Source organism: Aquimarina sp. Aq107 (assembly GCF_943733665.1).
Taxonomy (GTDB): Bacteria; Bacteroidota; Bacteroidia; order Flavobacteriales; family Flavobacteriaceae; genus Aquimarina.
The window spans coordinates 4276982-4292987 of record NZ_OX030782.1 but is presented as its reverse complement, the minus strand read 5'-3'; the positions used below and the strand labels follow the sequence as shown (position 1 = coordinate 4292987).

8 protein-coding genes are annotated in these 16006 nt (G+C 34.2%); 3 read left to right on the top strand and 5 right to left on the bottom strand.

Annotation, left to right across the window (positions count from 1 at the left end):
- Window positions 1-10: 10 nt before the first annotated feature.
- Both NMK29_RS18610 and aspS read right to left on the bottom strand, forming a co-directional pair.
- Window positions 11-1795 carry a chloride channel protein gene (locus NMK29_RS18610; protein WP_027393934.1) on the bottom strand — a complete coding sequence of 595 codons (1785 nt, stop codon included), beginning with the start codon at window positions 1793-1795 and terminating at the stop codon, window positions 11-13.
- Between the two features lie 65 nt (window positions 1796-1860).
- Entirely contained in the window at window positions 1861-3609 is a 1749-nt protein-coding gene (gene aspS, locus NMK29_RS18605; RefSeq protein WP_108803458.1) for an aspartate--tRNA ligase, read from the bottom strand.
- A 246-nt stretch (window positions 3610-3855) separates the two neighbouring features.
- On the opposite strand from aspS, the gene NMK29_RS18600 reads away from it, so the two are divergent.
- The 3 genes from NMK29_RS18600 (at window position 3856) to NMK29_RS18590 (ending at window position 9604) form a co-directional block, all read left to right on the top strand.
- Complete coding sequence (locus tag NMK29_RS18600) at window positions 3856-6858, top strand: SusC/RagA family TonB-linked outer membrane protein (RefSeq protein ID WP_108803459.1); 3003 nt, start codon at window positions 3856-3858, stop codon at window positions 6856-6858.
- Between the two features lie 11 nt (window positions 6859-6869).
- Window positions 6870-8261: a RagB/SusD family nutrient uptake outer membrane protein gene (locus NMK29_RS18595; protein ID WP_108803460.1), complete on the top strand. Its 1392-nt coding sequence runs from the start codon at window positions 6870-6872 to the stop codon at window positions 8259-8261.
- 296 nt (window positions 8262-8557) lie between these two features.
- Window positions 8558-9604, top strand: coding sequence for a BspA family leucine-rich repeat surface protein (locus NMK29_RS18590; protein ID WP_108803461.1), 1047 nt, complete (start codon window positions 8558-8560; stop codon window positions 9602-9604).
- A gap of 256 nt (window positions 9605-9860) precedes the next feature.
- Here the strand turns inward: NMK29_RS18590 and NMK29_RS18585 are convergent, their stop codons facing one another.
- Genes NMK29_RS18585 through NMK29_RS18575 form a run of 3 tightly spaced genes read right to left on the bottom strand, consistent with a single transcriptional unit; the run spans window position 9861 to window position 16006 of the window.
- Window positions 9861-13403: an efflux RND transporter permease subunit gene (locus NMK29_RS18585; protein ID WP_108803462.1), complete on the bottom strand. Its 3543-nt coding sequence runs from the start codon at window positions 13401-13403 to the stop codon at window positions 9861-9863.
- A gap of 6 nt (window positions 13404-13409) precedes the next feature.
- A complete protein-coding gene (locus NMK29_RS18580) occupies window positions 13410-14576 on the bottom strand; it encodes an efflux RND transporter periplasmic adaptor subunit (protein ID WP_108803463.1) in 1167 nt (388 codons plus the stop codon).
- An 8-nt stretch (window positions 14577-14584) separates the two neighbouring features.
- Window positions 14585-16006, bottom strand: coding sequence for a TolC family protein (locus tag NMK29_RS18575; RefSeq protein ID WP_108803464.1), 1422 nt, complete (start codon window positions 16004-16006; stop codon window positions 14585-14587).

The following is a 16006-nucleotide window of genomic DNA, read 5'->3' as shown; positions in this document are numbered from 1 at the left end:
GAAAAGGTATTTATCTAGTGAAATTAATAAGTTTTCTTCGATAAGCGGTTAATAATTTTGATTTGGAAATAAAACCATAATACCTTCCGTTTTTGACTACAGGAAGATTCCAAGCCCCAGTGTCTTGAAATTTCCGCATTGCAGTTTTTGCATCGTCCTCTTCATAAACAATCATAGTTTCTAGTTGGGTCATCAACATAGCAACGGTAGTTTTATGGTACAGAGAAATATCAAACATAATATCCCTGATGTTATCTAATTTTACAATCCCTAATAAAGTATTAGATTCATCAACAACAGGAAATAAATTTCTATTGGATTTAGCAACAGCTTCGCTGAGTAGATGTTTTAAAGTATGTTCAGGATTAACAGGAATGAAGTTAGTTTCGATACAATCATCTAATTTCATTAGCGTAAGAACGGTTTGATCTTTGTCGTGTGTAAGTAATAATCCTTGTTCTGCAAGCTCTCTTGTATAAATATTATGCTCGATACTATTTTTTGAAATAATGAATGATATAGCTGTTGTAATCATTAATGGTACAAATAATTCATAACTAGAAGTAATTTCAGCTATAAGAAAAATAGAAGTAAGAGGAGCGTGTAATACACCGGCTATAAGGCCAGCCATTCCTAATAAAGTAAAATTGGCTTCAGATACTTGAATGCCAATACCGAGATTATTGATTATTTTGGAGACTACATTGCCTAATGCACTGCCCATTACCATAGTGGGGATTATAATCCCTCCAGAACCACCAGCACCAAATGTTGCCGTCATCGCAATTGCTTTAAAAATTGTTATACCTGTAAGCAAAGCAATGATCATCCAGATGTTGTCTGTCATGGTATCAAAAGGAGTATTTCCTATAGCTGCAAGGTGATTTCCATTTAAAAGATCATTAATAAAACTTAATCCTTCTCCGTAAAGTGGTGGAATAAAATATAGCATAATACCAATAGCAAAACCACCAATAAGTAAACGATGAATTTTTTTGGGAAAACGATCAAAAAAATGAAGAATTCCGAAGTACATTTTAGTAAAATAAATAGAAGCAACTGCTGTTCCAATTCCGAGAATAATGTAAAAAGGAGTATCGTAAATATCAAATTTTTCTAGAACATCAAAACTGAACAATACTTCATCTCCTAAAAAGAAATAAGAAGTAATAATCGATGAAACGGAAGCAAATAATAATGGTAATAATGAAGTTAAGGTAAGGTCAAGACTAAATACTTCTACGGCAAACACTAACCCAGCAAGAGGAGATTTAAAAACAGCGGAAATCGCTCCTGCAGCAGCACAGCCAATTAATAAAAAACGCGTTTTGGTGTCTAACTTAAATAGTGAGCTAAGATTAGAACTTAATGTAGAACCAGACCCAACAGCGGGGCCAAGTAATCCTACAGAACCACCAAAACCTACAGTAATTGGAGATAGAAGGAGTGGTAAATAACCACTTAATGGCTTTATTTTTCCATCTTTTTTAGAAAGAGAATATAAAATCATTGGAATAGCAGATTTTACACTCTTTTTGACTATGAATTTTGTAATAATGTAAACGATCAGGAGCCCAATCATTGGAATAATAAAATAAAAAGATGTTTGCCATGAGATAATATCACTTTCCAAAACTACCTGTATTAGGTGTGTAATGTTCTTAAGTAAAAGAGAAATGAGACCGGCACAAAAACCAACAAAGACACTTAAAATAAGAACAAAGTTTTTATTGGAGATATGACGATATCGCCAAATCAAAAACCTATGTAGTAGCGTCTTTTTTTTAGCTGGCATCTATGGATATTCAAGGTTTAGATTAAAGGTAATAAAAAATCCCGCTTTCGGCGGGATGTTTTATTTTATAAATCTAGTTTTATGTTTAATTCCTTGAGTTGTTCTTGATCAATATTAGCAGGAGCGTCTATCATTACGTCTCGACCACTATTGTTTTTGGGGAAAGCAATAAAATCTCTAATGGTTTCCTGACCTCCAAGTATCGCTACCAATCTATCAAATCCAAAAGCTATTCCTCCGTGCGGAGGAGCTCCATATTGAAAGGCATCCATTAAGAAACCAAATTGTTCTTTTGCTTCTTCGGGAGTAAAACCTAGATGGTCAAACATTAATGCTTGCGTTTCTTTATCATGAATACGAATAGATCCACCACCAATTTCGTTACCATTTAATACCAGATCATAAGCATTTGCTCTAACATCACCTGGTTTAGTATCTAAAAGAGGTATGTCTTCTGGTTTTGGAGATGTAAAGGGGTGATGCATTGCATGATATCGTTCTGTATCTTCATCCCATTCTAAAAGAGGGAAATCAACTACCCATAATGGAGCAAATTCCTCAGGATTTCTTAATCCTAATCTTTCTGCCAGTTCCATTCTTAATGCACTTAACTGTCCTCTTACTTTAGTTGCTTGCCCTGATAGTACACAAATAAGATCTCCAGGTTTTGCACCAGTAGTTTCTGCCCACTTGGATAAATCAGATTGGTCATAAAATTTATCCACGGATGATTTGTAACTTCCATCTTCATTACATTTTACATACACCATTCCTAGTGCTCCTACTTGTGGACGTTTTACCCAATCTATTAGTTTGTCAATTTCTTTTCTAGTATAAGAAGCTCCTCCGGGAACAGCAATTGCAACTACTAATTCGGCATCATTAAAAACTTTGAATTCTTTATGTTGAGCTACCTCGTTTAGTTCTCCGAATTTCATTCCAAAACGGATATCTGGCTTATCATTACCATACGTTCTCATGGCTTCGTCATAAGTCATTCTTGGAAAATCAGTAATGTCCTGACCTTTAATGTCTTTAATTAAATGACGAGTAAGTCCTTCAAAAATAGTTAGAATATCCTCTTGTTCAACAAATGCCATTTCGCAGTCAATCTGAGTAAACTCTGGTTGTCTATCCGCTCTTAAATCTTCATCTCTAAAACATTTTACAATCTGAAAATATTTATCCATTCCTCCAACCATCAATAGTTGCTTAAAAGTCTGTGGAGATTGAGGTAAAGCATAAAACTGACCTTCATTCATACGAGATGGAACAACAAAATCTCTAGCTCCTTCTGGGGTTGATTTTATCAAATAAGGCGTTTCTACCTCTATAAAACCATCTTCTGATAAATAGTTACGAACTTTCATAGCAACTTGATGACGAAACATCAGGCTATTTTTTACAGGGTTTCTTCTTATATCAAGATATCGATACTTCATTCTGATATCTTCACCTCCATCAGTTTCATCTTCAATAGTAAAAGGTGGAACTAATGCTTCATTTAAAATTTGCAATTCTTGCACTAAAATCTCGATATCACCAGTAGGGATATTTGGATTTTTAGATTCCCTTTCTATTACAGTTCCTTTGACTTGTATTACAAATTCTCTCCCAAGAGTTTTTGCATGCTCCATAACATCCGAAGGAGTGCGTTCTTCATCAAAGATTAGTTGCGTTATTCCATAACGATCTCTTAGGTCTACCCATATCATGAATCCTTTGTCTCTTACTTTTTGGACCCATCCAGATAAGGTTACTTCTTTATTGATATCGGAGGTGCGTAATTCACCACAAGAATGACTTCTATACATAGTTGTTTGTTAAGGCTGCAAAAATAAGAAGTTTAATATTAATTGTAATTGAGTTTCTCTGAAAATGAATAGTATAATTATTAATAGTTTATCTTAAAAAAGGACTACGTATTTACTGTATAATATTTACGGTTTTTACTTATAACTTATTGATAATCATTGTTTTCTAAACTAACATATGTTAGTTTTAACTTTTTTTTATAAGAATGTTTTAATAGATTTAACCAAACTTATAAACAAATCATTATGAAAAAACAAACACAAACTAGCAAGGGGCTTTTGCTATTCTTGTTTTTCTTTCCTGTCATGCTTTTTGCTCAGGAAACTATTACCGGAAAAGTAGTTATTGAAAGTACCGGTGAAGGAGCACCATTCGTAAATATCGTAGAGAATGGTACGAATAATGGTACTGCCAGTGATATTGATGGTAATTTTTCAATTACCGTAGGTTCATTACCGGCACGATTAAGAGTATTTGCTCTTGGTTTTTCGACTAAAATGGTAGATGTTTCTAAAGCAGATAATATCACAATTCAAATTAGCGAATCTACTGAGTCACTAGAAGAAGTGGTGGTTACTGGATTAGGTTCATCTATAAAAAGAGCTAATCTTGCTAATGCTGTTTCTACTGTATCTTCTGAAGAGTTAGTTGGTAATACTGGACAAACAACTGTAGACGGTGCATTATATGGTAAGGTAACAGGTGTTAATATTACCGCTTCGTCTGGAGCGCCAGGAGGAGGCACTGCATTAAGATTAAGAGGTATATCATCGATTAATGGAAATAATCAACCACTATTTATAGTAGATGGAGTATATATTAATAATGTAGAGGTACCTTCGGGGCTTCGTTTTGCATCGGGAGCTAATAGAGAGAATGAAGAGAATGCTGGAAACCGACTGGCGGATATAGATCCCAATGATATAGAAAATATTGAAATATTAAAAGGGGCTTCTGCTGCGGCAATTTATGGAACGAGAGCAAATGCTGGGGTAGTAATTATTACTACTAAAAAAGGAAAAGGTGGAAAAACTAAAATTAGATTTAGTCAGGATACAGGGATCAATGTTATACAAAATAGACTAGGATTGCGCCCTTGGACGGCTACAAGTGTATTTGATGCATTTTTCACACCTAATCCAGATGATCCAGAGGCTGAAGCAAGATCAAGAGCTGCGGCAGAAGCAGAAGTTGCTGCTTTTAACAATGCTATTCAGAACGGTGGATTAATTGATTATGAAGATGAAATCTATGGAAATGTAGGTTTTATCTCAGAAACAAAATTAAGTGCTAGCGGAGGTAATGATAAGACTCGGTTTTATATAGGTGGTTCTTACCGTGATGAAGAAGGGATTATCCAAAGGACAGGTTTTGATAGATTTTCCATTCGAAGTAATATAGATCATAAAATCTCGGACATTTTCGATGTTTCTTTATCCTCTAACTATGTAAGAAGTAATTCTAGTAGAAGTTTTACAGGAAATGAAAATGAAGGGGGATTAAGTTTTGGTTATACTTTAGCATTTACTAGACCTTGGAATAATTTATTTCCAGATGCAGATGGTAATTACCCTAACAATCCAAATTATCCTGGAAATCCAATTTTTGTTAGAGATCAAGCGAAAAATGAAGATTCTAATAATAGATTTATTCAAGGGGTCAAATTCACCACTAAATTACTAACTAAAGAAAATGATAGAGTAAAATTTGTAGTGAATGGAGGAGTTGATTATTTAGCAAATGAGACTTACGTATATGTTCCTGAAACACATCAGGCTCAGGTGGGGAATCAAGAAGGTTTTGTTGCAGAAGGAAGGAATAATTTTACTCAGTTTAACCTATTAGCACTGGCCGTGTGGGATCATACCGCATTAGAAGGGGATTTTAATCTTACCACACAAGGAGGAGTTAGTTATTTAGAACAACAAGCAAATTTAGTAAATAGTAGAGGGTCTAATTTATTTGGAGGACAGACTAGTGTTGATCAATCTGTAAATCAGGTTATTGAACAAGAAAGATCAAATCAGAAAGATTTTGGTTATTTTGCTCAAGTCGAAGGTAATTATAAGGATCAAATTATAGCTACGTTAGGATACCGTTTTGATAAGTCTACATTAAACGGAGATCAAAACAAGTTCTATGGTTTTCCTAAAGCTTCTCTTGCTGTAAATGTAGCAAACTTCGATTTTTGGAATATTGAAGCAATTAATCAATTAAAAATAAGAAGTGCTTATGGAGAAACAGGATCTTCTGCAGCTTTTGGTTCAATATATACAAGATTAGAGCCAAGTAATATTGGAGGTAATGGAGGCTTGAGTGTTGAATTTCGAGGTGATAGAGATATAGAACCTGAAACTTCAGCCGAATTTGAGGTAGGTTTAGATCTAGGACTATTGGATAGTAGAATTTCTTTTGAAGCTTCTTATTATAATAGAAAAGTTAGCGATTTGATATTATCTAGAAATGTACCAGCTTCATCTGGTTTTACTACTGAAACAACAAATTTAGCAGATTTGGTAAATCAAGGTTTAGAATTAGCGGTAAGAGGAGATGTTTATAGAAGTGATAATTTCTTTTGGAATACTGGAATTCAGTTTTACTTTAATCGATCCGAAGTTACCCGTTTAGACGTTCCTGCATTTGCACAACCTGGTGCTGGTTTTGGAACTGGTTTAGGTACCTTTTTTATTGAAGAAGGACAGCCTGTAACACAGATTGTTGGTAATATAGATCCAGATGGAGATGGTCCATTAGAAGCAAGTTTAAAACAAGTGGGAAATGTGGAGCCAGACTTCCAGATGGCATTTAATAACCAGTTTACATTATTCAAACAAATAGATGTTTCATTTTTATTACAATGGAAAGAAGGTGGAGAAAACCTAAATTTATCTAGATTTCTTACCGATTTGGGACAGACCTCGCCGGATTTAGAAACTCCAGAAGGACAAGCTAGATTGGGAACAGCTGCCAATGCTGAACGTTTTATAGAAGATGCGGGATATGTAAGACTAAGAGAAGCATCGATTTATTATAGATTCCCTTCAAATATTATAGAAGGACTTTTTGGAGAAGTAGTGGAAGGTATAAAACTAGGAGTGTCAGGTAGAAACTTATTTACAATTACTAATTATAGTAGTTATGATCCTGAAGTTTCTGTAAATGGAGGAGCAGGTTTATCTAGTGGTATAGAGGTAACTCCTTTCCCTAGTTCGCAACAATTTTACTTCCATTTAAATGTTAATTTTTAAAATAAGCGATAATGAAAAATAGATTAATAATGAAAACGAAATATCATATGATGCTTGTTTTACTGGTTTTGGTAGCAGCATCGTGTTCTTTTGATGAGGATATAGATCCTAATGGGCCAAGTCTTGAAGGTGTAGAATCTAATGCTTCTTTACGACAACTTAATGAATTAATAATTGGAGTTCAAGCTAGTTCGAGAGAAGGTCTTGGTATAGAAACAACGACTAGTGGTACGTTAGCAAGAGAGCTATATTTATTTGATGCAGATCCTAGAAATACGGGTGATTTATTAGGGAAAAATGGAATTCAATTGGATGATAATTCTTTTTATAGTACCGCTCAGTTTGTTGGAAGTTATAGATGTATCAAAAATGCAAATGTCTTATTAGAAGCATTGGATAACACACAGGTTATAGAGGAAATGGATAAAAATGGATATCGAGGTTTTGCTAAAACTTATATTGCATATGAGCTTATTCAGATTTTGAAATCCTATGGTACGGCAAGAATTGATGTAGCAGATCCGGATAATCCTGGTCCTTTTTTAGAATTTGATGCCGCACTTGTAGAAATTAGAAACTTGTTAGACGAAGCTGAAAATGATTTAAGTGGATTTACTTCTTTAGATCAATTCTTATTCCCTATTTCAGGTTTTGGTAATTTAATAGATACATCGGGTGAGATGGGAGATGATGTACGTGATGATAATAGTCAAATCACTATTGATGAATTCATTTTATTTAATAGAGGGGTAGCCGCCCTTGCTGCAGTATATGCAGGAGATGGAACTGGTGCTCTTTCAGAACTATCAAACTCTTATTTTGATCTTATGGGAAGTTTAACCAATGGGCCTAAATATGTTTTTGGATTAGGAGCTGGAGATCTACCTAATGGTGTTTTTCGTTCACCTTCCACATCCGCTGAGGAACCAAATAATGCGGATCAGATTATTGTTCACGATAGTTGGATAAATGATGCTGAAGCAGGTGATACACGAGTAGCATCTAAAGCAGCGGTTAGACCAATGCCAAGTGCTCAGGATGGACTCAATGGAACAAATGAAACGAGATTATATGCATCGAATGTAACACCAATTGACATTCTTAGAAATGAAGAATTGATATTGTTATATGCAGAAGCAAGTATATTGGCTAATAATTTACAAGATGCAGAGGATGCATTGAATGTAATTCGTAATGCAGCCGGTTTAGTAGATTATGCTGGTGCTCAAACATCAGGAGATCTAACAACGGAACTTTTAAATCAAAGACGTTATTCTTTATGGGCAGAGAATCATAGAATGTTTGATTTAAGAAGATATGGATTGTCTAATACGTTACCTATTGATAGAGCAGGAGATCAAGTATTTAATGTTTTACCAATACCGTTGTCAGAAAATCAATAATCATTTTATATTATTTTGAAATTAGAAACGCCGCAATTAGCGGCGTTTTTTGTTATGTTAGTTTTAAAGATAGATCTAAACAGTTATAGTAAATAGATTTTTAGTTATTTAATTAATGCGCCAAATAAAATAGGGGGAGGCGTAAAAGAGATGATACTGAAAAGACAATTGAAGGGCTTATTTAAGAGGTTTTTATTTCCCTTTTAACCTTATTTTTTCCTTTTCATACATTTTATTTTGCTTTAATATTCTTATCAAGGTTTATTTGGGGCATCAATTAATTATAAACACATAAAATGAAAACATTATCTCTTTACATTTGTCTATTCTTACTATGTATATCCTGCGCTAAAGATGATGACGGTCAGATACTAAACAATCTTAATGATATTACTTTGTTTAGTATTAATGGGCAACAAGGTACTATCGATACTAATACGATTACTTTTGAGTTAGATTCAGGAACAGATATTACAGCTTTAACTCCGGATATTGAGCATACTGGGTTACGTGTAGTTCCTGCTGATGGAGTTGCGCAAGATTTTACAAACCCGGTGACTTATACCGTAGTTGCAGAAGACGGAAGTACTCAAGAATTTACGGTAATAGTTACAATCAGTTTAGGAACAGCTACAGGAATAGAATTTATAACAACCTGGTTTGCCAATGAAATTACCATTCCTACAAATCCAGAATTCACCTATAATTACAATGTGGATTGGAACAACGATGGTATTGTAGATGAATCTGGAATAACAGGAAATGTCACCCGTATTTTTGATACCAATGTGGAACGTACTATACGTATAACTGGGACTTTTCCTGCAATAAATTTTGGAGGAGGTGTTGAAGGAGATGAAGCTAATAATATTATCTCTGTGGATCAATGGGGAACAGGGATATGGCTTTCTATGGAAAGTGCATTTGCATCCTGTGAAAATCTTAAAATTCTGGCTACTGATATTCCTGATTTGTCAAGCGTTACTAATATGGAAGGGATATTTGCGAATGCTCTTATTGTCAACCCTGATGTTAGCGATTGGGAAATAGGTAATGTAACCAGTCTAAGAGGTGCGTTTTTTAATGCAGAATCTGCAAACCCTGATATAAGTAATTGGAATATTTCTAACGTTTCTAACGCAGCTATTATGTTTGAAAATAGTGCTTTGTCAACAGAAAATTATGACAAATTACTTATTAGTTTTGCTAATCAAACACGGCAAAATAATGTCTTTTTTGATTCTTTTCCAGCCACTTTTTGTTCTGATGAAGCTGCTGCTGCAAAAGCCATTTTAGTCAATGAAAGTAATTGGCGTATTATTGACGGCGGTCGATGTGAATAATATCACGATTATAAAAGATTATCAAACGACAGCCATTTTAATTGTGTTCTGTTTTAATAATCTGAAGATTCTTAGATTCTGGGTTTAAAAAGATATTGAACCCTACCGATAGATAGGTAATGTCTAATATAGTGGTAATATATGGTAAAAAATATTGACTATAAATGTTCACAATATCTTTTGATAATTATGTATTAATTTTAAATAAAAAACACTGCATATTTGCAGCGTTTTTTATTTAAAATTAAGTTTTTATTTATGTTGTAGATGGTATTGGAATTTCACCACCCTCATCATCTTCAAGATCTGGTTCTTCAGTAATTATTGTTTTAGCATCTCTTTTTTTACTAAACCAAACCTTTACCTTGTGTACCATAAAGAACAAACAAGGTACTATAATTAGAGTAAGGAAGGTAGCTATAATTAATCCATAAATTACTGCCCAAGCAAGAGGTCCCCAGAAAATAACATTATCTCCACCGATATAAATCTTAGGGTCAAAATTGGCAAATAATGAGAAGAAATCAATATTAAATCCAACCGCTAAAGGAATCAGACCTAATACCGTAGTAATTGCAGTAAGAATTACAGGTCTAAGACGTGCTCTTCCTCCCTTTACGATTAGTTTCATTACTTCATCATTAGCAAGATGTTCATTTTCCGGAATATTGAGTTCTACTTTCTTACGATCAATCAATAATTGTGTATAATCAAGAAGTACCACCCCATTATTTACTACAATCCCTGCTAGAGATATGATTCCCATCATGGTCATCATAATTACGAATGCTGCCCCAGTGATTAGAATTCCTCCAAAAACTCCTATAAAACTTAAGAAGATAGCAATCATAATAATGGTTGGTTTAGAGATAGAGCTAAATTGGAAAATAAGTATTAACATAATAAGTCCTAATCCAGCAAAAAAGGCTCCCATTAAAAACTCCATTTGCTTATTTTGCTCTTCGATCTGACCCGTATAGTTGATTTTAACACTGCTTGGTTTCCTTTTAAAACTCGCCATTTCCGTTTCTATTTGTGCTACAATAGCTCCAGCATCTGTATAACCAGGTTGTAATCCAGAATATACAGTTACTACTCTTTTGGTATCACGATGCTTGATCGCACTAAAAGAAGAAGTGTTCTTTTTAGAGGCCACTGCAGAAACAGGAATCTCTTTAAGTCTACCGGTTGCCTGATCTCTAAACGTAATATTTTGATTAAATAAAGCGCTGGTGTTATAGCGATCATTTTTATCAAAACGAACATAGATATCATAATCTTCTCCTTCTTTTTTGTAGACACCTGCTTTTTCACCAAAAATAGAACGACGTAATTGATTTCCTACCTGACCTGCTGCTACTCCAAGTTCTCCAGCTTTTTGGCGATCAACCGCTACTTGCATTGCAGGTTTTCCTTTGTTTACGTCTATTTTTAACTCTTCGATACCAGGAATATTTTTTTCATTGATGAAGTTTCGCATACGTTCCGCGATAGTAATCAATTCATCATAATCCTTTCCTTCGATTTCGATGTTTATAGGATATCCAGCTGGTGGACCTACAGCATCTTTTTCTACAGAAATAGCAACACCAGGATAAATTCCTTTTAATGCTTTTTGTACTTTGAATCGTAATTCTTCAGAATCTTTTCCTTTTCTGAATTTAAACTCTCTCATAGCGGCAATGATCTTACCACGATGTGGCATTTCTGCACTGCTACCGCCATCTGTTTGAGGATTTCCAGCACCTTCACCTACTTGCGATACGGCGGCCTCTACCAAAAAGTTATGATCTTCGCCTTCTATATATTCCTGATCATTTATGATGGCATATACACGATTCTCAATTTCCTTAGTGATTTTATTCGTTTTTTCTATATCCGTTCCTTGTGGATATTCTATATATACAATGATTTGATTTGGGGTATTATCTGGAAAGAATTCTACTTTAGTTCGCTGACTTCCAACGGATGCACCAAATGCTCCAAATACTACAAACAATAGTAGGAATGTTCCAATAACAAATGCATAGGTTCTCCATCCTCTTAACGCAAACGAAAGAAAGCGTTGATAAGTGTTTTCTAACCAAGTCAAAATCCTTGTTTGGAAAAAAGTAGCCATTCTTTTTAAAAGGTACTTGTAGATCCAGAACATGATCGCGGTAAATATCATTAAAGTACCAAGACCTCTAGCTGGACCACCAACAATCATTATAAATATTCCAAATCCACCAAGAATTAAACTTAGACGTATCAATTGTTTTACGGTTAATTCTTTTTCTCCAATGTCCATGAATCTAGAAACTAACATGGAGTTAAAAAAGATTGCTACAAAAAGGGATGATCCTAATACAACGGATAGAGTAATTGGGAAATAAATCATAAACTGACCCATTACACCTGGCCACATACCAAGAGGCACAAAAGCAGCAACGGTTGTCAGAGTCGAAACAATAATAGGAAATGCAATCTCTCCAATTCCTTTTTTTGCAGCTTCAATTCTAGACATGCCTTCTTCTTCCATCAAACGGTATACATTTTCTACAACCACAATACCGTTATCTACTAGCATTCCTAATCCCATAATTAATGCAAAAAGAATCATGGTATTCATAGTATATCCTAATAATGATAAAATCATAAAGGATATAAACATTGACATGGGTATTGCAAATCCAACAAACAAGGCATTTCTAAACCCTAAGAAAAACATTAATACACCCACAACCAGAATAATTCCAAAGATGATATTGTTTACAAGATCATCCACTTGATTAATGGTTTTAGTAGATTGATCATTAGCAATACTAATATTTAAATCCGTCGGGAAAACATTTTCTTCTGCATCTGCAACGATCACTTTAATTTGATCAGCAGCTTCTACCATGTTCTTCCCAGAACGTTTTTTAACTTCTAGCATTACTACATTATCACCAAACTCTCTAGCATACGTAGTTTTGTCTTCTTCTTTAAAAGTAACTTTTGCAATATCTCTAAGGTATACTGCTCCATCTTGAGATTTAACAACAAAATTATCCAGTTCAGAGGGTTCATCTATCTCACCAAGGATTCTGATAGTTCTTCGTTGTCCACTGGTAATCATATTTCCAGCAGACATGGTAATGTTACCATTTCTAATGGTATTCAGAACATCGTCAAAACTTACTTTTGCAGCCATCATTTTATAGATATCAACCGCTACTTCTACTTCTTTTTCCTGTGCACCTCTAATATCTACACCTTTGATCTCTTTTAGATCTTCAATTTCATCCTCGAGATATTCTCCAAACAACTTGAGTTTGTCAACTGGATAATCTCCAGTAATATTGATGTTCATAATTGGAGTTTCTTCAGAGATACTCAAATCAAAAACATTAGGCTCTACTTTAGCTCCGTTAAATGTAGGCCAGTCTTCATTTGATTTTTCTGAGTCTACTTCGTCCTTAACTTTTTGTTTGGCCTCTGCAACAGTAAATTTTTCTTCAAACTCTACGGTAATAATACCATAATCCTCTTGTGATGTAGATACTATTTCTACAACTCCACCAAGATTCTTTAATTTATCTTCTAGAGGATCTATAATTAATCTTTCTATATCTTCCGAGGTATTTCCTGGATATGGAACACTGATATAAATTTTGGTTTCATTTATTTCTGGGAAATTTTCTCTGGGCATAGAGAAATATGCTGATAACCCAAGAATGAAGAAAATCGCCATCATTACATAGATAGTAGTTGGGTTGTCTATTGCCCAGGACGATAATTTAAATTCTTTATCTACTTTTTTCTTATTTACTTCCATAAGACTTTAGTTTATGATTTCTACTTTCTGACCATCTTTAACACTTCTTGCACCTTCACTTATAATATCATCTCCATTAGTGATTCCATCAAGAATTTCGATATAATCTCCTTGGGTTCTCCCTGTTTTTACAATCGTACGTTTAGCTTCTGCTATATTTTTAGCGTCTTTTCCAGCCGTTATATAAGCGTACTGGTCTCCTTCAGAATTTTCTGAAATAATACTTTGAGGAATTAAGATTGCTTTTTCGCTTGTGTAATCGTTGATTTTTACCTTAGCAGTAAGATTAGGTTTAATAACCCCATCTTTATTAGGTACTGATATTTCAACCGTAAAAGAGCGGTTATTTGGGTTGATGTAGTTACCTACTTGACGAATTTTAGTATCGATTGTTTTTCCTAAAACTGGAAAATAGACTTTAGTTTCTTTCCCTTTTACAATACTCGAAATATAACTTTCAGGAACTTCTACCTCTATATACATATCATTTAGATTTACAATACGTATCAATTCCGTCTGTCCTGGAGCAACAACACTTCCTTGCTCCGCCATAACATCATCTACTATCCCTGAGAATGGAGCTGTCACCGTTGCTTTTGCTAATTGACGTTTCATTTGGTCTACACCATTTTTTGAAGACTCGTAATTTGTTTTAGCTTGCAGGAACTGAATTTCAGAACCAATTTTTTGTTCCCATAGTTTTTTCTGACGCTCATAAGTTGTTTTAGCTAATTCTGCTTGAACTTCCATTTGAGCAACTTGTTGGCTTAGCCCTCCATCATCTATCCTAGCTAAAATCTGACCTTTGGAAACTCGTTGTCCTTCTTTTACCATAACTCGAACAAGTGTTCCAGCAGCTTCGGGATATAAAACGATATTCTTTTTGGTTTCGACACTTCCTTGAAGCTCTAAATAGTGATTAAATAATGTGTCTTTAGCTGTAATTGTCGTTACCAAAGGAAGTTTTTTGATACTGTCAAGAGACGAAATAGCTTCATCCAATTGCTTTAGCTTATCAGCTATAGCTTGTTGTTCTGCTACGATTTCACTTCGTTTTGCTCTGATCGCGGTTAGATCTCCTTTTTCTATAACTTTTTCAATAGACTTGCCATCTTTTTGTCCGCAAGAAGCAAGAATAAGTAACATGGAGAATATGAATACTAATTTTTTCATGAGTATGTTTAGTTATTTGGTGTATTAAGTATTGTTTCTAGTTTGGCCTTGTTGTTTATAATGGTGAGCATAGCTTGCAATAGTTCTTGTTGTACGCTGTATAATTGTAGTTGTGCTTGCCTTAATTCAAAACTTGAAGCCAATCCTTCTGTATATTTTATTTGGTTTTTGTTTTCTATTCTTTCTGCTAACGAAAGGTTTTGTTTAGAGGTTTCATAAGTTTCCAACGATAGTTGATAATCACTTACCGTCGAATTGTACTGAAGTTGGATTTGTTGTTGCTGTTCAATAAAAGATGTGTTTGCTTGTTCAAAAGCAATTCTTGCTCTTTGTGTTTTAGCACTTCGTCCTAAAGAACTAAAGATTGGAATATTTAAGCTTACTCCTAGAATAGAAGACTGAAACCATCGTTGATCATTTTCTAGAAACGTGAAAGAATCACTATTGGCTTGGGTACCATAGTTGACAAAAGCTGATAATGTTGGTAAAGCTCTACTTTTTTCTAATTTCAATTCCAGTCTTCTTTGTTCAGTTAATAAATATCCTAGTCTGTAGTCAACATTATTTTCAATCATAAAAGGTTTTAGTCCAACAGATGTATCGGTATTTTTAATAGTTAAATTATCAAGATTTTCAGATAAAACAGTGTTAGAATCTACATCTATCCCAATGGTCAGATTAAACATTTGTAAAGCAATTTTTGATAATCGTTCTGCATTATTTAATTGATTGGTAATTTGCAGTAGTGTGATTTGTAACTGCTCTACGTCCTCTTCCTCTGCTAACCCATTTTCGAAAATCTTTTTTCTTTCTTCATAGTTTTTTTCTAATGCAGCTTTGTTATTCTGAAGTATTTTAACACTTTCCTGAGATACTAAAACACTACCATAGGCATTAATAACACTCTCTCGAACATTAAGTTGAGTTTTTTCTTGAGAATCATTAGTAAACTGCAAAAAACTTTTAGCAGCTTCTAAACCAACAAGATAAGATCCGTCAAAAAGTAATTGCGATAATGTAGCACTTGCTGCTAATTGTTGTTTAGTTCCAAAAACTACTGGTATAAAACCATCAAGTGGGTCAGGAGAACCATTAGCGGTTAAGTCAAAGAATTCTTCAACAGTATTAATAGTACTTTCTCTACTGTCAAAAGCTGATGCTGGCAGTAAAGAAACAGGTTGCTTTAATTGATTTTGATAATCAATCGCAGCATTAATTTGTGGTAAACCGGTTGCTGTGGTTTCCCATTTTTGCTTTAAAGCTTTAGCTACATCTCGTCTAGCATTGATAGACTGATAACTATTTTCTAATGCAAATTCAATTGCTTCATCTAATGTAAATGAATATTGGGAAGAAACAGGAGTTTCCTGCGCAAAAGAAAATGTCGTAAATAAGCTAAAGAAACATATCGACCAAAGGTTGTTTCTCAT

Bases quoted from the DNA above. Each gene is read 5' to 3' on its own strand.
- NMK29_RS18610 (WP_027393934.1), bottom strand. From the start codon at position 1,795: ATGCCAGCTAAAAAAAAGACGCTACTACATAGGTTTTTGATTTGGCGA.
- NMK29_RS18600 (WP_108803459.1), top strand. From the start codon at position 3,856: ATGAAAAAACAAACACAAACTAGCAAGGGGCTTTTGCTATTCTTGTTT.
- NMK29_RS18590 (WP_108803461.1), top strand. From the start codon at position 8,558: ATGAAAACATTATCTCTTTACATTTGTCTATTCTTACTATGTATATCC.
- NMK29_RS18595 (WP_108803460.1), top strand. From the start codon at position 6,870: ATGAAAAATAGATTAATAATGAAAACGAAATATCATATGATGCTTGTT.
- aspS (WP_108803458.1), bottom strand. From the start codon at position 3,609: ATGTATAGAAGTCATTCTTGTGGTGAATTACGCACCTCCGATATCAAT.
- NMK29_RS18580 (WP_108803463.1), bottom strand. From the start codon at position 14,576: ATGAAAAAATTAGTATTCATATTCTCCATGTTACTTATTCTTGCTTCT.
- NMK29_RS18585 (WP_108803462.1), bottom strand. From the start codon at position 13,403: ATGGAAGTAAATAAGAAAAAAGTAGATAAAGAATTTAAATTATCGTCC.
- NMK29_RS18575 (WP_108803464.1), bottom strand. From the start codon at position 16,006: ATGAGAAACAACCTTTGGTCGATATGTTTCTTTAGCTTATTTACGACA.